13 protein-coding genes and 2 pseudogenes are annotated in these 19,240 nt (G+C 36.9%); 4 read left to right on the forward strand and 11 right to left on the reverse strand.

What is annotated here, in order from left to right; all coding sequences use genetic code 11:
• Positions 1-3 precede the first annotated feature (3 nt).
• Positions 4-258: a glutaredoxin 3 gene (gene grxC / locus ACFIMX_RS07350; RefSeq protein WP_375618441.1), complete on the reverse strand. Its 255-nt coding sequence runs from the start codon at positions 256-258 to the stop codon at positions 4-6.
• Positions 259-305: 47 nt separating this feature from the next.
• Positions 306-1,091, reverse strand: coding sequence for a ComF family protein (locus ACFIMX_RS07355; protein WP_375694251.1), 786 nt, complete (start codon positions 1,089-1,091; stop codon positions 306-308).
• 195 nt (positions 1,092-1,286) lie between these two features.
• Between ACFIMX_RS07355 and ACFIMX_RS07360 the strand changes: the two genes are divergently transcribed.
• Positions 1,287-2,165 carry a methyltransferase gene (locus tag ACFIMX_RS07360; protein WP_375694252.1) on the forward strand — a complete coding sequence of 293 codons (879 nt, stop codon included), beginning with the start codon at positions 1,287-1,289 and terminating at the stop codon, positions 2,163-2,165.
• Positions 2,166-2,172: 7 nt separating this feature from the next.
• Here the strand turns inward: ACFIMX_RS07360 and ACFIMX_RS07365 are convergent, their stop codons facing one another.
• Entirely contained in the window at positions 2,173-3,528 is a 1,356-nt protein-coding gene (locus tag ACFIMX_RS07365) for an L-cystine transporter (RefSeq protein WP_375694253.1), read from the reverse strand.
• A 798-nt stretch (positions 3,529-4,326) separates the two neighbouring features.
• Between ACFIMX_RS07365 and ACFIMX_RS10395 the strand changes: the two are divergent.
• Positions 4,327-4,924 (forward strand): annotated as a pseudogene (locus tag ACFIMX_RS10395) (type ISP restriction/modification enzyme); the annotation flags it as partial.
• 978 nt (positions 4,925-5,902) lie between these two features.
• Here ACFIMX_RS10395 and ACFIMX_RS07380 read toward each other — a convergent pair.
• Both ACFIMX_RS07380 and ACFIMX_RS07385 read right to left on the reverse strand, forming a co-directional pair.
• On the reverse strand, positions 5,903-7,276 hold the full coding sequence (locus ACFIMX_RS07380; protein ID WP_375640000.1) for a glutamate--cysteine ligase: 1,374 nt from the start codon (positions 7,274-7,276) through the stop codon (positions 5,903-5,905).
• Between the two features lie 68 nt (positions 7,277-7,344).
• Positions 7,345-8,088 (reverse strand): 16S rRNA (uracil(1498)-N(3))-methyltransferase, encoded by a 744-nt coding sequence (locus ACFIMX_RS07385; RefSeq protein ID WP_375639998.1) that lies wholly within the window; start codon positions 8,086-8,088, stop codon positions 7,345-7,347.
• Positions 8,089-8,323: 235 nt separating this feature from the next.
• Between ACFIMX_RS07385 and ACFIMX_RS07390 the strand changes: the two genes are divergently transcribed.
• Positions 8,324-8,467 carry a hypothetical protein gene (locus ACFIMX_RS07390; protein ID WP_375618436.1) on the forward strand — a complete coding sequence of 48 codons (144 nt, stop codon included), beginning with the start codon at positions 8,324-8,326 and terminating at the stop codon, positions 8,465-8,467.
• Between the two features lie 315 nt (positions 8,468-8,782).
• On the opposite strand, the gene ACFIMX_RS07395 is transcribed toward ACFIMX_RS07390, so the two are convergent.
• A complete protein-coding gene (locus tag ACFIMX_RS07395; RefSeq protein WP_375694254.1) occupies positions 8,783-10,663 on the reverse strand; it encodes an AsmA family protein in 1,881 nt (626 codons plus the stop codon).
• A gap of 315 nt (positions 10,664-10,978) precedes the next feature.
• Between ACFIMX_RS07395 and folD the strand changes: the two genes are divergently transcribed.
• On the forward strand, positions 10,979-11,878 hold the full coding sequence (gene folD, locus ACFIMX_RS07400; RefSeq protein ID WP_375618434.1) for a bifunctional methylenetetrahydrofolate dehydrogenase/methenyltetrahydrofolate cyclohydrolase FolD: 900 nt from the start codon (positions 10,979-10,981) through the stop codon (positions 11,876-11,878).
• A 66-nt stretch (positions 11,879-11,944) separates the two neighbouring features.
• Here folD and edd read toward each other — a convergent pair.
• The 5 genes and pseudogenes from edd to ACFIMX_RS07425 all read right to left on the reverse strand — a co-directional run bounded on the left by edd (position 11,945) and on the right by ACFIMX_RS07425 (position 18,903).
• Positions 11,945-13,769, reverse strand: a pseudogene (gene edd, locus ACFIMX_RS07405) (phosphogluconate dehydratase).
• 55 nt (positions 13,770-13,824) lie between these two features.
• Complete coding sequence (pgl, locus tag ACFIMX_RS07410) at positions 13,825-14,577, reverse strand: 6-phosphogluconolactonase (protein ID WP_375618432.1); 753 nt, start codon at positions 14,575-14,577, stop codon at positions 13,825-13,827.
• Between the two features lie 10 nt (positions 14,578-14,587).
• Complete coding sequence (gene zwf, locus ACFIMX_RS07415) at positions 14,588-16,060, reverse strand: glucose-6-phosphate dehydrogenase (protein WP_375618431.1); 1,473 nt, start codon at positions 16,058-16,060, stop codon at positions 14,588-14,590.
• A gap of 120 nt (positions 16,061-16,180) precedes the next feature.
• On the reverse strand, positions 16,181-17,464 hold the full coding sequence (locus tag ACFIMX_RS07420; protein ID WP_375629621.1) for an NAD(P)/FAD-dependent oxidoreductase: 1,284 nt from the start codon (positions 17,462-17,464) through the stop codon (positions 16,181-16,183).
• 11 nt (positions 17,465-17,475) lie between these two features.
• Entirely contained in the window at positions 17,476-18,903 is a 1,428-nt protein-coding gene (locus tag ACFIMX_RS07425; protein WP_375618430.1) for a glutamine synthetase family protein, read from the reverse strand.
• Positions 18,904-19,240: the final 337 nt, after the last annotated feature.

Consider the following 19,240-nt stretch of genomic DNA (forward strand, 5'->3'; position numbering starts at 1 on the left):
ATATTATATGCCTTGTAATAGAGAATTCAGCTTTCCCTCAGCCTCTAAAGCATAAAGATCATCACAACCGCCAACGTGATAATCACCTATGAAAATTTGTGGAAATGTATTACGTCCATTTGCACGCTGTACCATTTCTTGGCGAAGGGATGTGGAAGCATCAATATCTGTATACTTTACGCCTTTTTTATTAAGCAAATCACGTGCTTTTGTACAATAAGGACAACCAGGGCGTGTATAAATTATTATCTCTTTCATAGTATTATCCTCCAATATTTTTTAATAATATTCATTTTAAATTCCTCTTAAGAAGAGGGAAAAATAGAATCTTCTTTGAGAACACGCGAAAATGTTAGCACATCAACCTGTCGTGCACCTGCATCTTTTAATGCAGCAGCTGCTGCTGTAACTGTTGCACCCGTTGTAAATACATCATCAATCAGCAAAACAGAACATCCTTTGAGATATTTTTTAACTTTATGCGAAACCTTAAAAGCATTTTTTACGTTAAGTTTTCTCTCTCTCGAAGAAAGACTAACCTGCGGACGGGTATGCCGACAACGAACAAGCCAACTCGGTTTTAAAAGCTTTTTTTGTGATGCTGCAATATAACGTGCAAGCTCAGCAGATTGATTATAACGCCTCTCCCAAAAACGACGAAAATGCAATGGAATGGGAATAATAACATCACAATCATCAATAACCTCGCGTCCAGCAAACATCATCCAATTGGCCATAAATGATGCCAATTCTATATGATCACCATATTTTAAGCGCGTTACTAAAGTTCGTGCAAGCCCTTTATGAACAATGACTGAGCGAACACGTGAAAAAGGATGAGTATTACGGAGTGCTTCACCACTAAGAAAACCATCCCCCATATCACAAACAAAAGGAGTCCCCATAACAGGACAATAAGGTTTCGTGATAAATTGAAAATCTTTCCAACATTCGGAGCAAATCGTACCATAAGTAGAAACATTTTGCTTACATCCAGGACAAATTGGTGGATAAAGCATCGTTTTCAAGCGTTCAACGAACTTACTTAGTATATCTCCGCTATTTAACGCCGCTTCTCGAAAATACAACATTATAAATTTAGGCTTTTACAAGTTTCCCTCAGAACAAAAGTTCCTTTGTATTTCCTCATTTTATAATTTTAATTCCTTTAAAAACTCTTACCTTCTATAAATTTATTTCTTTCATATTATAAACTTGACAGAGCTTGCACAAATAATGAACTTTTTCAAAATATATTCTTTCATAGATCGAAAGTGTTCTACAATATGTCGCATCCTTTAATTTTTGATCATAACCGCATTGAAAAATTCCGAAAACGTGCTTTTCAAAAAGCAAAAAAAGGATGTGACTTTTTACTCTCTCACATGGCAGAAGATCTCTATAAACGCCTTAGTACTGTTGATCGCCTCTTTACATTAGCTCTCGATTTACACAGCCATACAGACCTTGCGGCGCAAGTTTTAATGAAATCTGGAAAAGTTTGTTCCATAGAACGCATTGAGACCGATACGCTTTATCAAAGCCATGATAAAAAATTTCATTTACGTCATCGAGAATTTCTTGATTTACCTCAAAGTTACTGTGATCTTATTGTTTCACTTCTTTCATTACAATTGACCAATGATACCCCTGGTGTTCTAAGCCAGATAAAAAATACCCTTAAACCAGATGGCTTATTTCTTGCTGTTATGGCAGGAGCTGGTACATTAAGAGAATTGCGCGAAAGCCTGCTGCAAGCTGAAAGTGAAATTTATGATGGAGCAAGCCCTAGGGTCTACCCTTTTGCCGACATTCGTGATGTAGGCGCTCTTTTACAGCGTGTTGGCTTTGCCCTTCCTGTAGCAGACGTTGAAGATATCACAATACGTTATAATACAATGTTTGACCTTATGCACGATCTTAAAGCTATGGGAATGCAAAATGCACTCATCAATCGTTCACGACGCCCTGTATCCAAACGTTTTTTTCTCCGCGCAGCTGAAATCTATGCACAACGATTTAGTGATCCTGATGGACGTATTCGTGCACATTTTTCTTTCATCTGGCTCTCTGGTTGGGCTCCTCATCCCCATCAACAAAAACCCCTCCAACCTGGTTCAGCGCAAATATCTCTTACAGATGTTTTACAGCCCAAAAAAATATAATCTAAAATTATTTTTTAAAAATATTTTTATCTGTTGTCCGTAATATTTGACTGGTGACCGTTCCAGCTATCATTGAATCGCTCACGTTTAGAGCAGTACGTCCCATATCAATTAGCGGTTCAATAGAGATAAGTACAGCAACCAAAGTAACAGGAAGCCCCATAATTGGTAACACAATCAATGCAGCGAAAATAGCACCTCCCCCCACACCAGCAACACCAATAGAACTCAATGTTACAACACCAATAAGCGTAGCAATCCAAGTAGGATCAAGAGGATTAATCCCCATAGAGGGTGCAATCATGGTCGCAAGCATCGCTGGATAAAGACCAGCACAACCATTTTGTCCAATTGTTGCCCCAAAAGAAGCTGCAAAACTCGCAATGGATTGTGGTACACCTATCCACTGTGTTTGCGCTTCAATATTCAAAGGAATACTTGCAGCACTTGAACGACTGCTAAAAGCAAATGTTAAAACCGGTAAAACCTTTTTGAAAAAACGAAAGGGATTAATCCCAGAAATACCAAGCAATACACCATGAATTCCAAAAATTAAAATAATACCGACATAAGAGGCAATGATAAAAACCAGTAAATTTAAAATATCTGCAATACGCGATATTGCTCCTACTTTCGTCATAAGTGCAAAAATACCATAAGGCGTCAAAGCAATCACAATACGGACTAACCGCATAATCCAAGCTTGTGCCACTTGAATAAATAAAAGCGCTTTTTCTCCTTTTTCTGGCTCATCTTTTTTTAAAAGGAGAACCGATGCACCTAAAAATGACGCAAAAATAACAACACTGATAATTGACGTACGTTTAGCTCCACTCAACTCAGCAAATGGATTTTTAGGAATCATAGACAAAATCATCTTTGGTATATTCATATCTCCAAGTTTAGAAATATGACCTTCAAGAAGAGCAGAAACATTTTGCCCTTCATGCACCAAACCATCGGTTGTTAATCCAAAAAAATTAACCACAAGCACACCAACCAATGCTGAAAGAGCCGTTGTAAAAAGCAATATTGAAATTGTTATTATACTCATCTTTCCAACAGCATAAACAGAATGTAAATGAGCAACTGCTGAAACGATAGAGATAAAAACCAGTGGCATAACAATCATTTGCAACAATAAAATATAGCCCTCACCGACAATGTTAAACCATTCAACGGATTTCAATAAAGTGCTTTCACCCTCTCCATAAATAAACTGCAAAACACTTCCAAAAATCAAGCCAAGGATAAGCCATAGCATAACACGTAGTGAAAGACTCCATTGCATTTTCTTACTTTGAGAAACCAACAATAAAAAAATAACAAATAGAAATAAATTAACGAAAAAATTAAATGTCATTGTCTATGCTCACTATTATTATGGTTGACATAAATAATCTGCATAATTCAAAATCAATGCATGATATTTAAAATTAACCTATAAATCTTACAAGGCTTTTACAAAATCATTATTTTTTTAATTTATAGATTAAAAGAGAATTTTTTATCTACTAATAACTGTTTAAAGAAAATAAATAAAATTATTTTCTTATTATTTAAATTTTCACTCTCATAAAATAGTTAAAAAAGAGAAATATAAGCAACATTCATTGCATCTTAATACTGAATAATTCCAGCATATCTTATCCTATAAATCTCCTTACCTCTCTCTTTTTCTATTTAAACTGAAGCGAGCTTTCCAAGCAAAGATGAATTAACAATCGAACATTCATGATTTTTCTAGAAAATACACCAACAAGCTACTTCTGCTCATTTTATGGACTGCACTCTCAATAGCTTTGATCAGCACTTCAAATATAATTATTTTATTGAAAATACTTTTTATACATTCTTTCTTTGCTCTCAATGAAAGCTTTTTTATTTTTCAAAACTCTTTTTATAGTCATAAAAAGGATTTGAAAGACAAGATGTTGATTTATAATGATAATTTACTGTTTTGCATATTAAATGAGAGTCCCAAATAACGTAAGATTCTCTCATTTCAAACCTGTTTATCTTGAATCAATCAAAATCATTTGCTTGCACGTCACAAGCAGGGCTGTCCGTATGGGTAAAAATGTATAAGAAAGGAGTAGAAATACCTCTGATGAAACATCTTAGTGCAAGAGCTGTCGCAACATTGGAGAGCGGAGCTTGAGCAGCAAATATAAATAATATGACTGCTTTTTATAATAGCGCAGTAAAACGTTTTAACGATACCTATTTATATGCTGATCGAACAACACGTGCACGTGCTGTAGATAATTTTGTCACTTTAGATATAAAAAAGATAAGTTGGAGTTATAATATTACGCAAGAACTAATAAGAGGAAAGGTTTTGAATTTGAAGAGGCATGCCTCACTCAGAGTTCATATCATCCTTTTACGCAACAGTGGTTTTATTATAATCGGAATCTCAACGATGGAATTTACCAAATGCCTCGTATAGTCCTGAGAGGACAAAAAGTTGAAAATAGGATGATACAAATTACAGGCATAGGAGCACGAAGCGTTTTTTCTGTATTGATAGCTAAGAATTTGCCTAATCTAGATGCAATAGATACAGGTCAATGCTTTCCACGGTATCTTTATAAAAACGTTGAATCTCTGTAACTGTTCATGATGAAAAACAATCTCATTTATTTGCAAATTCAATAAAGGAAAGAAAAACATCTGGTTTACAGAAGCGTGATGCCATTACGGATGAGGGACGAGAACATTTTAAAGCTGCTTATCCTAGTGAGAGCATAACAAAGACGATTACAAATTTCTAGATAATGAAAACAATGGAAAAGACTGAGGGTATATGATTAAAATGAGAGGCTTTAAGCCTACAAATATTATAAATTTTATAAATAGTACAGTTTAAAGCATTAAAAGCAGTCTTACAGTAAATTTACAATGTATGGGGATAATTAATCGCCTATAATAAGTTGCGCTCATACTGATAAAGATTATTCTGCTATAGAAATGTTGTGCTTTTTTGAATTTTTGTGCGTATTCAAACACTCATTCGTTGCAAATTCAATCTCTTTATCTCGTGCATCTTTATCAAGAATAATAGTATATTAATATAATACCCCTTTGCATACAAATAGTTATTTCTTATCTATGAATATCTTATAATTTCATATAACTCTATGAAGATAATATTTTTATTTATTAATATTTAATGATGTAATTAACACATTAATTCTATATATTATCATCTTTATTTCTATCTATTTACATAATATATTTCTTTTTTCTATAAAAATAAACTTGAGTTATACATACATAGATCTATCGGTATTTTTTCTACTGTCTTTTTAGCACACTGAAAGATTGATATCATAATTTTTGTATAATAAAATGCTCTTTCATATAAGCATCGTATACTGAATTATAATAATTGACTATTAACCGCAAATTATATTTTTTTATCCCTTTTAAAAGTGAAAAATATTATTTTCAGACCTATTCATAAGTAGGCTTAGCCAAGTGAATAAAAAATGTTTGATAATAAGCTTTATCTCTTATGAACTATCTTTTGTACAAAGGGACAACATTATGATTACGGAAATATCGTGATATTATTGGGTATAAAAATCACACTCCCTAAGAAATTTTTGTATTGTATCCTTTCCGTTATGGAAATGTTACAAGGTAGGATATGCTCTCTAGAGCAAATGAGTGAATGAACTACCACGGTGATATGCATTTTTAAAAAAATAGGAAGTATCCTTGCTTCAAATTTAATAGGCACATTCTAAAAATAAAGGTTCTACAGACTCATTCCAAATAGAATAGTAATGGGACAAAAATTTTTCAGCATCTGTTTGTCCCATTGCAACAACCTCTTCTAAAGGATTAAGAAAGTTTGTTTCATCAAAACCATTCGTATCATACTGTTTGCGATTTTTTAAGCCTTTGCGAGCAATAGCGAGAGCTTGACGTGCTAACTCTAAAAGAATAGTTTGACGAAAAGGAGTTCTTAACCCTTCTTTAGGAACGCGTTGGCGCAACTCTAAAACTTCTTCAAAACACCAATCTTTTGTCAAAGCCTCTGCCTCATTAAGTGCTTCCCTATCATAAAGAAGCCCAACCCAAAAAGCCGACAACGCACAAATGCGCTTCCAAGAACCACAATCAGCTCCCCTCATTTCTAAAAATCTTTTTAATCGGACTTCAGGAAATAACGTTGATAAGTGATTAATCCAATCTCCCATGTTTGGAATTGAATTTGCAACTTGTCCTTTTAATGCTCCATTCATAAACTGACGAAACGTTATGTGTGTACAATCATAGTAACGACCATCACGCACAACAAAATACATTGGAACATCAAGGGCCCATTCAACATAATCAGCAAAACCAAAGCGCTCAGAAAATATAAAAGGGAGAACCCCTGTCCTCTGATTATCCGTATTACGCCAAATTTCAGAACGCCAAGATAAAAAGCCATTCGGACGTCCTTCTGTAAAAGGTGAACTTGCAAATAATGCGGTCGCAATAGACTGTAACTTCATAGATACTTGCATTTTTTGCCGCATATCACTTTCAGATGAAAAATCAAGATTAACCTGAACCGTTGATGTGCGATACATCATATTAAGACCATTATGCCCCACTTTCGGCATATAATCAGCCATAATCTGATAACGTGACTTAGGCATTTTAGGCGTTTCAGCCAAAGTCCACTTTGGACTAGCTCCAAGACCTAAAAAACCAATCCCTAATGGTTCTGAAATTTTCTTGAGAAGAGTTAAATGCTCCATCAACTCGTGATAAGTATGACCTATTGTTTTTAATGGTGCACCAGATAATTCAAATTGTCCCCCAGGTTCCAAAGAAATAGCCCCCTGATCACCTGATCCTACGAGCCCAATAATATTCCCTTCATCTAAAATAGGTTCCCATCCTAAAGCGCTTTGCATCCCCTTTAAAAGCGCTCGGATTCCTCTCTCACCTTCATAAGGAACAGGAAGAAAACCATCTCTATAAAACGGAAATTTTTCATGTTCAGTACCAATGCGCCAATCATCTTCTGCTTTATACCCCCCTTGGAAATAGCTAACCAAGGAATCTAAGTTATAAATTTCACTTTCATCGGTTATATCAAGCGCCATAACTTATCATATCCTATCATCGGTATCATCGTCTTAAATGAATTGTTTAGAATGATTTTACAGACTTCTCAATCCATTGCCCAATCCCCCACGGTAGCATTAAGAAGAGCCAAAGCAGCAACAGCGGCAGTGTCAGCGCGTAAAATACGCGGACCTAATGATATTGGAACCACAAAAGGATGTTTTTTTAAAAAGCTCCGCTCTTCTTCACTAAAGCCACCTTCCGGTCCAATAAGAATACCAGGTGTTGTAACGCCACGCTTTTTAAAAGAAGGTAATGGATTATGCGATTTATGCTCTTCATCACAAAAGAATAAAGGCTGTGTCTCATCCCACTGTGCTAAAAGTTCTGCTAATGATAGAACCGATACGCATTCAGGAAGAGATAAAATTCCACACTGTTCAGAAGCTTCAATAACATTGGCTTCCATACGCGCCATATTGATACGCGTAACCTGCGTATGATGCGTTATAACAGGCTGCAAAATCGATACCCCCATTTCAACAGCTTTCTGCACCATATAATCCAACCGCGCATTTTTGAGTGGAGCAAAGCAATAAATAAGATTGGAATGCGTCGTTTGTAATCTTTCTTGATGGATAAGCTGAACCACAACAAATTTTTTCTTAACAATGATAAGTTTAGCAAGCCACTCACCATCCTGTCCATTAAAAAGTAAAATTTCTGCTCCTTCTTTCATACGCAAAACATGCATAAGATAAGAAGCTTGTGCCCCCTCTATCTTTATTTCTTCATTCAAAGCCAATGTCTGTCGGATAAATAATCTTTTAAGTTTATAATTTATGCGCATAAAAATTTTGCCAATGCTCACTATCGTCATCGAAAAAATGAAGAAAAATATATAGCAAAAAGAAAAAATTATATCTATAGAACTATAATATATTAAAGAATTATAGAGTTTTTTTAGCTTTATGAGATAATAATAGGAACTTATAGATCCTTAAGTGATTCTGCTTTCATAAAAGTTTAAATAATGCACCATTCATCTTTGCATTCAGTCATTGATGCATCCGTGGAGGAAAAATATGTCTGCTAAAAAAGCTACAATTATTACGATTACAACCCTCTTAGCCTTTATTTTGATTACAGTGGGAATTGGTTCTGTTGGAGCCGACGGGAAGCATACAATTACCAAAGATGGCTATGGTATTTCTTCTGCGACTCAATAAGCACTGGCCAACATCCTCCTTAAAATTTTAATGTTTTTTAGCAACTTTTATAAGATTAGCACCAATATTATGAATCTCTTATATTTGAAAGATTCCATAAGAAGGGTTTTTATTCCTCTCTTCAGTCATTTATCTATACCAACCTCACTTATTATGACGGTGAGGATGGTTTTTACTGCTTCACGACGAACGGATTTAAAATGAGAGAATCTTCCGATAATGGGAGCTCTGATTTAAATTTAAAAGACAATTTTAAGTTGCAAAAAGACGAATTACCATTATAGGATAGAATATTATACAGATGAAAAACGATACTCAATCTGCATCAATATCTTTTGTAACCCAAAGATCACCATGATTTTGTTCTTTAGAGCTTAGAGAAAATGTAAAAGGCCATGCAAGGCTATTAGTAAGACATTGGACGTCTTTACATAAAGTTTCTGATCTATAGTTTTTGCGTAGTTGTGCCTGTAATATCAGTTCATTTTCCTTCCCTTGCGCAATAGCAGTTGCAATGGTTCCTTGAATGGATAAGCTCAAGTCTGCTGTACGCATTAATGACTCTGTTACCTTCATCATACCTTCTGAAAAGCTTGTCTGAATATCCCAGTGATCAAATGTTGTTGAAAAAGTATCATTATTCATTAAAAGAAATTGTTGTTTATTTGAAAGTCTTGTTTGTAATTCATTCAGATCATACCCTAATAGCCGACCAGAAGACATCTTCAGTGTTAACTCACCCTGCATTTTCGTAAAAATTTCTCGCCAAGAATCAGCAAGTGTTCGTACCGTTGCAGTAAAATTCGTTTTGCTTTGTATAAATGGAATAAATCCCAAGGTTTCTAAAGTCTCCTGCATATTAATAGAAGCGCCTGAAATATTTCCTCCAATACGCACTCTCTGTCCAGCTGAGGTAACTTCAATATTACTTTGAATGGCCCCACCCCAAATATTCGCATGTCCAAGATCAAAAATACCATGCCCATCTCTTATTTGTATTGCAGCAGCTAAATTTGTGAGTGAAATATTTCCTATTTTAACTTGTGGCGCAGAAAGTCGTATATCCACGCCAATACGATCAAAAGTTCTCATATCAAAGCGGGCATTTTTCTTTTTTCCTGAAAAAAATATTGAACCCAAGAGGCTAAGGTCTAGGTTATCAAAAGCTAAAGAGCCCATGAGATTTGGTACATAATCTTGAAAATCGAGTTTTAAAGCTCCTCGCGCATTGGCTTTCCCCATCGTAAATGTAACATTGTTCATTTGGATATGCATTGGCTGCGCTAAAAAATGAGATTCCCATACAATGGGTATTTTTAATTTATGTCCCCAAAACTGATTTCCACCAACCCAAGACAATGTCTGATTCCATCCAGGAGAACGCATCGACACTTTTCCGTCAAAAATATAATATTCAGATAATCGAGCCTTTCCTGTAAAAGTTATTCCCCCACGTACAGAATTGAGACTTGCCCTAATATGACTTTTGCCTCCTGCAAGAAGCAGCAATGCTTGAGAAGCATCAAGTGATAATTTTGTAAATTCTCCACGCCAACGCGCATCTGCACGTAACCGCACTTCCTGAGTTGATTCCGGACAATCTAAAGTTGCATTTAATCCTGTTATTTTTTCTGCTACTCCTGAAAAACTATCGTGATACACAAGAACACCATTTTTAATGATAATCCGTCCAAAAGGTTGTTTTAAAAGGTGCTCTATCTCTGGATGCTCAGGATTATGTTTTAATATTTCACGCGTATTACGTATTGCCACCCCTAATGCACCTTGTGAGCGAGAAAACCGATCAAAAAAATCTGCTATTGTTTTAACAGGCTTTTCCATAACAAATTGAGGACGCATAATCCGCGTCTCTGAAAAAGAAATATGTCCCCAAAGAAGATCGACGACAGAAAGATCAACTTCTATTGATTCAGCTTCCATTAATGGCGCAACATCATCCATTTTTGATGTTAAAGTAACGCCAGAAAGAAATGCTTTAGGATAAGGAAAAAGATGTAACCGCGGTGGATCACGCAATTGCACATTGTAACCCGTCCATGCACTTAAATCCTGCGCTAAACGAATACGAATCGCATCTGTAGAAATAAGATAAGGTAAAACGAGAATCCCCACTCCAAATAAAAAGATAATTGTAATAAAAACTCCGCTCAAAAATTTTATTATTCTGATGCGCACATTATCCCTCTATACTTATCCCCCTATAACAGATTAAAAACAAACTTAAATGATCATAAAAAGTTTTTATAATCCTATAATTCACTATACCCACTTTGTATCTTCATTATTTTTGTTCTTTATCCAAAATTTATTCAAACAGCAATGTTGCTGCTTCTTTATAAAGCAATTATTTAAAAGTCTTCAAAACTATAAATCCACAGCATTATAAAACCATTTTTACTGTTCTCATATGAATATTGCTATAAAACTCTATCGTATTATTAGAAAATGCTTTACAAAAAAAACAAACAGCCTTACCGAAAGGATCTCTGAATGAATAATATTATCGACGGAAAAAAACTTGCTGAAGAGATTATTGTGAAAGTTAAGGCCGAAACAGCAAAGCTCCGCCATCACTATAATATACAACCTAGTATCGCTGTTATTATCGTTGGAGATGATCCTGCAAGTCAAGTATATGTCACCTCAAAAAATAAAAAAGCCGAAGAATGTGGGTTTCTTTCAATCAAACATGTCGTTTCTAAAGAAACGCAAGAAAAAGAACTCCTTCAACTTATTGCAACATTAAATTCTGATCCCAAAATTCATGGTATTTTGGTACAGCTGCCTCTCCCTGCTCATATGAATACAAATCGCATAACACAAGCCGTTGCTTTCCAAAAAGATGTTGATGGTTTTCATTATATTAATGTAGGAAAACTCGCAGCAAACGCACTTGAAGATGCGATGATTCCCTGCACTCCAGCTGGAGCCATGATGATGATTGAACAACACTGTGGGCAAGATTTATCTGGACTTGATGCTGTCGTTGTTGGACGCTCTAATATTGTTGGAAAACCTATGGCTGCCCTTTTAACAGCAGCCAATGCCACTGTGACAATTGCCCATAGTCGTACCCGTGACCTTGATGATGTGTGTCGAAGCGCTGATATTCTAGTAGCAGCTGTAGGCCGCCCACAAATGATTAAAAAAGACTGGATAAAAGATGGTGCAATTGTTATTGATGTCGGTATTAACCGCGTTGCTGCACCAGAAAAAGGTATAGGGAAAACACGTCTTGTTGGTGATGTCGATTTTGAAAACGTAAAAGAAAAAGCTGCTGCGATCACCCCTGTTCCAGGAGGCGTTGGACCAATGACAATTGCCATGCTTATGGTTAATACACTCAAAGCGGCTGCGCGATCACACAATCTGCCTATACCAAAATTCTAAAAATTGTAACAATTCCTTGTATATGGTTTCATTGTATATGGTTCAGCTTATTTATTTTTGCATTTTTCATGTCATAAAAACAGATGCCCCTTGATCTGCACGATTAACGGATTGACGAAAAACATGAAAAAGTTTGCGTCCAACACCATGTTCGTTTTTTGAAAGATCCGGAGGTATGATTTTTCGCGCGTTAAATTTTGCTAAATCCTCCAAAAGAGTTAATTTACCCTCATGAGCATCAAGAAAAACAATATCACCATCCTGCAAACGTGCAATGGGGCCATTATCCACTGCTTCTGGTGTCACATGGAGAGCAGCAGGAATTTTTCCTGACGCTCCTGACATACGCCCATCGGTTATCAATGCTACCTTTTGACCGCGATCTTGTAAAACGCCTAAAATGGTCGTTAATTTATGAAGCTCTGGCATACCATTGGCTTTTGGTCCTTGATAGCGAATGACAGCGATAAAGTCTTTATTATGCAACACTCCAGATTTAAAAGATTTTTGTAGTTCCTCTTGATCATTAAAAACAAAGACTGGTGCTTTAATCTGCCAATACTCTGGTTTAACAGAGGAAACTTTTATAATAGCTGTTCCCAAATCTCCTGATAAAACACGAAGACCACCATCAAGCTGAAATGGCTTTCTCCACCCCGCTAACACCTTATGATCACCACTTTCCTTAAGAGCCGCTTCACGTACCACATGACCATCAGCAGAAAGCTTTGCTTCAATTGCATAAGCATTGAGATCTTTACCAAAAACCGTAGAGACATCTTCATGTACCAAACCTGCCTCGATAAGCTCGCGAATAATAAATCCCATTCCCCCCCGCAGCATAAAAATGATTAATATCTGCTAAACCGTTAGGATAAATGCGCGCTAAAAGAGGCACAACGGATGAAATTTCTGCAATATCATGCCATGTCAATTTAATACCGCAAACAGCAGCCATAGCAATCAAATGAATCGTATGATTGGTAGAACCTCCTGTTGCATTTAATCCTACAATGGCATTCACAAAAGAACGCTCATCAATGATCATACCAAGTGGACTATAATGATCACCAAGATCTGTCATTTCAAGTACACGTTTCGTAGCTTCTTTTGTTAAAGCATCACGCAATGGTGTATTCGCATTAATAAAAGAAGCTCCCGGCATATGAAGCCCCATCATCTCCAGTATTACCTGATTAGAGTTAGCTGTTCCATAAAATGTACATGTTCCTGGCCCATGATAAGAACGTGCTTCTGATGCTAAAAGTGTTTGGCGATCTATTTTATTTTCCGCGTAAAGTTGACGTATCTTCGCTTTTTCATCATTACCTTGACCACTTGTCATGGGACCAGCTGCTATAAAAATTCCTGGTAAATGACCAAATGTTAGTGCACCAATCAATAAACCTGGTACAATTTTATCACACACCCCAAGATACAATGCTGCATCAAAGACATCGTGTGATAAGCTTATAGCTGTCGCCATTGCAATTACTTCACGCGAAAAAAGGGAAAGCTCCATCCCCGCATTTCCCTGTGTAACACCATCGCACATCGCGGGAACACCACCTGCAACCTGTGCAACACCACCAGCCATACGGGCCGACTCTTTAATTAAGTGAGGAAACTTTTCAAAAGGTTGATGCGCTGAAAGTATATCGTTATATGCCGTGATAATGCCAATATTCCCAACGATATTTCCCTTCAAACGCTCTTTATCTATTGCACCACAAGCAGCAAAGCCATGAGCCTGATTGGCACATCCTAAAAAACTCCGTTTGGGGCGATGAACTTGTGCTTTTGCAATACGATCTAAGTAAATTTCTCGTGTTGATCGAGAACGTTCATAAATCCTTCGTGTAACTGTGGCAATTGTCTTGGAAAGTGCCATATTTCTCTCCCCCTTTCATTGTTTCTTCCCCTCATTCATTGAGAGAGATTACGTTTTATTCACCTTGTGTCGCATACTTTGATTCACTTATTTCATTTTCTGCAGGCGACCAATAAACCTGAACGAGATGAGGGGAATTACGCAAAATTGCCCGAATAGGCATTTCTATTTCAAACCCGTCTTGACAAGCTTCTTCAAAACAATCGCGTTTCTGAAAACCTTCGAAATGGAGAATAATACAACGAGATTGCATAATAACTGGCAAAGTTAGTGAGAGTCTTGGCTCAACAGCACTCTTAGCATGAAGGGGTAAAACAAGTGCTTGTGTTCGTAAATCAAGCGCTTGCTTTAAACGATCAGCATCAGGAAAAAAAGATGCCGTATGTCCATCCTCCCCCATTCCTAAAACAACAACATCAAAGGGTTTAGGCAAAGTATTAACACGACTCGCCGCTGAAAAAGCAGCAAGTTCAGCAGTAATTGCTTTATGATAAAGCCCTACAAAACGTGCTTTTTCGGCAAAATTTTGTAACAAATGACACCGTACCATATATTCATTTGAACGTTCATCGTGTGTAGGGACAAAACGTTCATCGACCAAAGTGATAATGATCTTTTGCCAATCAATATCCGCTTTTGACAAATAATGAAAAAACAATTCTGGTGTTTTACCACCAGACACCGCTAAAACTGCTCTCTTGCGCTCAAGAACAGATACACTAAGCTCTGCGGCTACTCGATCTGCTAATGCCAAGGCTAAAGTCTGAGGGGTTTCAAAATCTAAACGGTCAATATTCATTCTATACATACTTATTGCTCTAAACTAAATTGTTCCATATACGCCCATCACGTTCCATGAGGCTCATCGAAGCAGACGGCCCCCACGAACCAGCGTTATAACTGTGAACAGGCTGTTTTATTGCTTCCCATCCCTCAATGATTGGATCAATCCAACGCCAAGCAGCCTCAACTTCATCACGACGCATAAACAGTGTTTGATCTCCACGAATAACATCCATTAATAAACGTTCATAAGCATCAGGATTACGTTCAGAAAATGCGGAAGCAAAACTCATGTCTAATGGAATGTGACGAAACCGCATACCGCCATAACTTGGATCCTTAATCATCAACCATTGTTTTACACCTTCATCAGGTTGGAGACGAATTACAAGCCGATTAGAAAAAATTTCATCTAAATCCACATTAAAAATATTATGAGGAATAGGTTTAAAAACAACAACAATTTCAGACATTCGCGTGAACATACGCTTACCTGTTCGTAAATAAAAAGGCGTATTAGCCCAACGCCAGTTATCAATCTTAACCTTAAGTGCTACAAAGGTTTCACTCTTACTCACTCTTCCCAGATCATCAAAATAGGACTCTACCGATATACCATTTGATAGACCAGAAAGATACTGCCCACGTACAGTATGCTGCCCTACATTATGGACATCAAGCGGTGTTAAAGAATGTAAAACTTTAAGTTTTTCATCGCGCACAGCATTAGCACTGTTAGTAAATGGTATTTCCATCGCAACCAAACAAAGTAATTGTAGCATATGGTTTTGAACCATATCGCGTAGAGCACCAGTGCTTTCATAATATTCTGTACGCCCCTCTAACCCCAAAGATTCAGCAACGGTTATTTGAACATGATCAATATAATTGGAGTTCCATAGCGGTTCATAAAGTGTATTAACAAACCGCAATGCCATTAAATTTTGAACAGTTTCCTTCCCAAGATAATGATCAATACGAAAGATCTGCTCTTCATTAAAGGCGCTTGCAAATACATCATTAAGTGAAACAGCTGTTTTTACATCACAACCAATTGGCTTTTCAATGATAATCCGTGTTTGTGCTGTCACCAAATCATTTTTTTCCAACTTCATCGCAATATCAGCAAAAAGTAACGAACCAACAGCCAAATAAAAAGCTCGAATATCCGCTGAATCTTGTGACAGAAGAAGGGCTAAATCCTCCCACCCTCGATTTGAGGAAACATCAACAGAAACATAGCTTAAACGTGCAAGAAAACGATTGAGTTCTGTTGAATTGAGATCTTTTGGATGGATATGTTTTTCTAAAGAAATGCGGACAAAATTTTGATATTCTTCACAACTTAAGGAAGTGCGCGAAACCCCAATAATACGTGTTGGCTCACTGAATTGCCCAGCACACTGACAATGATACAAAGCCGGCAAAAGCTTGCGCAACGCCAGATCACCATTGCCACCAAAAACAATACAATCAAAGGAAGAAACTGGAATAATTTTACGCACCATGAACTTGTTTATTTTTCTATTCGATTATGAAATCCCATATCACTTATAAAAGCTTTCATCATTAAAGCAGACAGATACTAAATAAGCCATTAATTTTCTTCATTTCAAGCAATGTTTCCATTAAAGGCGATCCAATAAAGAAAACCAACGCATTGCTAAAAATATAAGCGGATAACGCAAAACTCTTCCTCCCGGAAAAGATGAAATCTTTAAGTCTTGGAAATAGGAAAAACGTTCATATTTTCCAGTTAACCATTCTGCGTATAATTTTCCCACGAAAGGAGCCAGCATAACGCCATGCCCTGAATAACCACCACAATAAGTCATCCTTGAAAAAATTTGGCGAACATAGGGCATGCGTTCAACTGTGATGGCAACCGTTGCTCCCCACCGATGGCTTAAATTGATAGAATGTAATTGAGGATAAATTTCAACAATTTGCCGTTTTATACGTTCATCTAAATTTAGAGGATGCTTATTATCATAACTTTCTACACCACCAAATAAGAGACGATTATCAATGCTTTTGCGAAAATAGCGAACCATAAAACGGGAATCATCAACCGATTCCCCCCCTATAAGAATTGAACTATGCTTTGGTAATGGGTCCGTTGCTCCAATATAAGAGCGAATAGAAACAATATTTTTTTCAATAAAACGCTCCAGACCAAGTTTATACCCATTTGTTGCAAGTAAAACATGCTCTGCTGTTACACTACCTTTTTCTGTTATTACTTTCCAATGTGCTCCCTTGCGCCTTACGGTCGTTACTTGTGACTTCTCATAAAGCTTAGCACCAGCATCTTGTGCTCTTTTTGCCAACCCAATAATCAATTTTAAGGGATTTATATGACCGGTATCCGCATCATAAATACCACCACAATAAAAAGTTGATCCAAGTCGCTCAAATGTTTCAGCCTTATCCATAAAAGTAAGCGCGTGATAGCCATAACGCTGCATCGCCTCAATATGCTGTTGATAAGAGAGAAGCTCACGCCTTTTATGAGTTACAGAAAGCTGTCCTCCTATCAAATCACAAGGACAATTAGGCATTGCGCATAAAGCTAAAATATCTCTTTTAGCTTCTTCTGCTAAATCAAATAGAGCTTTACTTCGCTCAAAACCATACTTTTTTTCTAATGTTTCTACCCATTGCCGTTGCCCTGTTCCCAGCTGTCCACCATTGCGCCCTGAAGCACCATCACCAAAACGTGATGCTTCAAATAAAACAACATCTACTCCAGCCTTGGCTAAATGATAAGCAGCCGAAAGACCCGTAAATCCGCCTCCAATAATGACCACATCACACTGTCTGTTTTCACAAAAAGAAGGATAAGAGGGACGTTCTCTTAAAGCATCTTCATACCAAGAAATTCCTGGAGAAATTGAATTATAATCAATCATCGTCATAAAATTTAAACATTCAGCAGGAGATATTCACGCTCCCACGGACTGATTACTTCCATAAAAGTTTCAAACTCTTGTCGTTTGATTGCAGCATAAGTACTTACAAACACATCCCCTAAAATAGCACGTATCACTGTATCTTGTTCAAACAAATTGACTGCCTCAATGAGCCCACGCGGTAACTCAATATTATCAGCGTTTACATTATTTATCGCTGGCTCATCCGGCTCAATTTTTTGTTGCAAACCAATAAGACCACACGCTAAAGAAGCCGCAAGGGCTAAATAAGGATTCGCATCTGATGAAGGAAGCCTATTCTCAACACGTCGCGCTTGAGGAGCAGAACGGGGAACTCGAAAAGCTGTAGTACGATTATCATATCCCCACCGCAAATTAACAGGAGCCGAATTATCAGGGACAAGACGTCGATAAGAATTCACATAAGGCGCAAGCATCACAAGTACGCCTGGCATATGTTTTTGCAATCCACCAATAAAATGGCGAAAACAGATACTTTCTTCACCATTTTCCTGTGTAAAAATATTCATACCGGTTTTCTTATCAACAACCGATTGGTGAATATGCATAGCAGAACCCGGCTGCCCTTGAATGGGTTTTGCCATAAAAGTTGCATACATATTATGTTTTAGTGCTGCTTCACGAATTGTTCGTTTAAACATAAAAACTTGATCCGCTAATTCAATAGGATCACCATGACGTAAATTGATTTCAAACTGTCCTGCTCCTTCTTCATGAATGAGGGTATCAATTTCCAATCCTTGTGCCTCTGAAAATTGATAAATATCATCAATCAAATCATCGAATTCATTAACACCAGCAATGGAATACCCCTGTCCACCACCAATTGAACGCCCAGAACGACCAACCGGTGGAACTAACGGATAATCAGGATCGGGATTTTTTTGTACCAAATAAAACTCAATTTCTGGTGCCACAACAGGGCTTAAACCCATTTTTGTGTAAAAATGAACCACTGTTCGTAAAACATTGCGTGGTGTGTAATCCACAACCTGACCATTTTGATACACAAGATCACAAATCACCTGTGCCGTAGGAGCATCTTCCCATGGAACAATGCTTAACGTAGAAAGATCAGGCTCAAGGCGTAAATCACCATCTGCTTTAGGATATTCAAAACCATGACCATCTTCCGGATAATCCCCTGAAATTGTTGCCATAAAAACTGCTGAAGGCAATGCCAATGATGTTTCCGATGTAAATTTTTTAGAAAGCATCATCTTGCCCCGTGGTACCCCTGCTTGATCAGGCGTAATACATTCAATATCCTCTACCTTACGAAAAGCAAGCCATTGTGAAACTTGTTCCCAATTGCGCACACCACGTAAACTTTTGAGAAAACGAGAGACAGGTTTAAAATTCTTACTTTTCGTTTGTTTACCATTTTTTACAGCCATAACATACCAACTTTAAAAACAATCAAGTCCTATTCTTATTGTATCAGCCCATGCATAAACGACACGAAAAAAATTTATCAACTGATATTTTTGAAGAATACTATAAGATCTATCAAGGTAAAAGAACTTTACGCTCAAAAAGCTATCCTATCACCATAGTGAAAAAATTGATATTGCACCCGATACATCGGTGCGAACCTTCTCCTTATATAAAATAGCGAGAAATACCATATTGTACGTAACCTAATTCCGATTCAAATAATCATATATAAGCAAACATTGACGAGAATAATAAAGGCGAGATATTTAATTTCCTTTTGGTTGTAGCAATGCTTCA

This window comes from Bartonella sp. AD24XZML (assembly GCF_042196485.1).
GTDB lineage: Bacteria > Pseudomonadota > Alphaproteobacteria > Rhizobiales > Rhizobiaceae > Bartonella.

Bases quoted from the DNA above. Each gene is read 5' to 3' on its own strand.
- ACFIMX_RS07420 (WP_375629621.1), bottom strand. From the start codon at position 17,464: ATGATTGATTATAATTCAATTTCTCCAGGAATTTCTTGGTATGAAGAT.
- ACFIMX_RS07390 (WP_375618436.1), top strand. From the start codon at position 8,324: ATGTCTGCTAAAAAAGCTACAATTATTACGATTACAACCCTCTTAGCC.
- ACFIMX_RS07360 (WP_375694252.1), top strand. From the start codon at position 1,287: ATGTCGCATCCTTTAATTTTTGATCATAACCGCATTGAAAAATTCCGA.
- ACFIMX_RS07385 (WP_375639998.1), bottom strand. From the start codon at position 8,088: ATGCGCATAAATTATAAACTTAAAAGATTATTTATCCGACAGACATTG.
- ACFIMX_RS07380 (WP_375640000.1), bottom strand. From the start codon at position 7,276: ATGGCGCTTGATATAACCGATGAAAGTGAAATTTATAACTTAGATTCC.
- pgl (WP_375618432.1), bottom strand. From the start codon at position 14,577: ATGTATAGAATGAATATTGACCGTTTAGATTTTGAAACCCCTCAGACT.
- folD (WP_375618434.1), top strand. From the start codon at position 10,979: ATGAATAATATTATCGACGGAAAAAAACTTGCTGAAGAGATTATTGTG.
- grxC (WP_375618441.1), bottom strand. From the start codon at position 258: ATGAAAGAGATAATAATTTATACACGCCCTGGTTGTCCTTATTGTACA.
- ACFIMX_RS07355 (WP_375694251.1), bottom strand. From the start codon at position 1,091: ATGTTGTATTTTCGAGAAGCGGCGTTAAATAGCGGAGATATACTAAGT.
- zwf (WP_375618431.1), bottom strand. From the start codon at position 16,060: ATGGTGCGTAAAATTATTCCAGTTTCTTCCTTTGATTGTATTGTTTTT.
- ACFIMX_RS07365 (WP_375694253.1), bottom strand. From the start codon at position 3,528: ATGACATTTAATTTTTTCGTTAATTTATTTCTATTTGTTATTTTTTTA.
- ACFIMX_RS07425 (WP_375618430.1), bottom strand. From the start codon at position 18,903: ATGGCTGTAAAAAATGGTAAACAAACGAAAAGTAAGAATTTTAAACCT.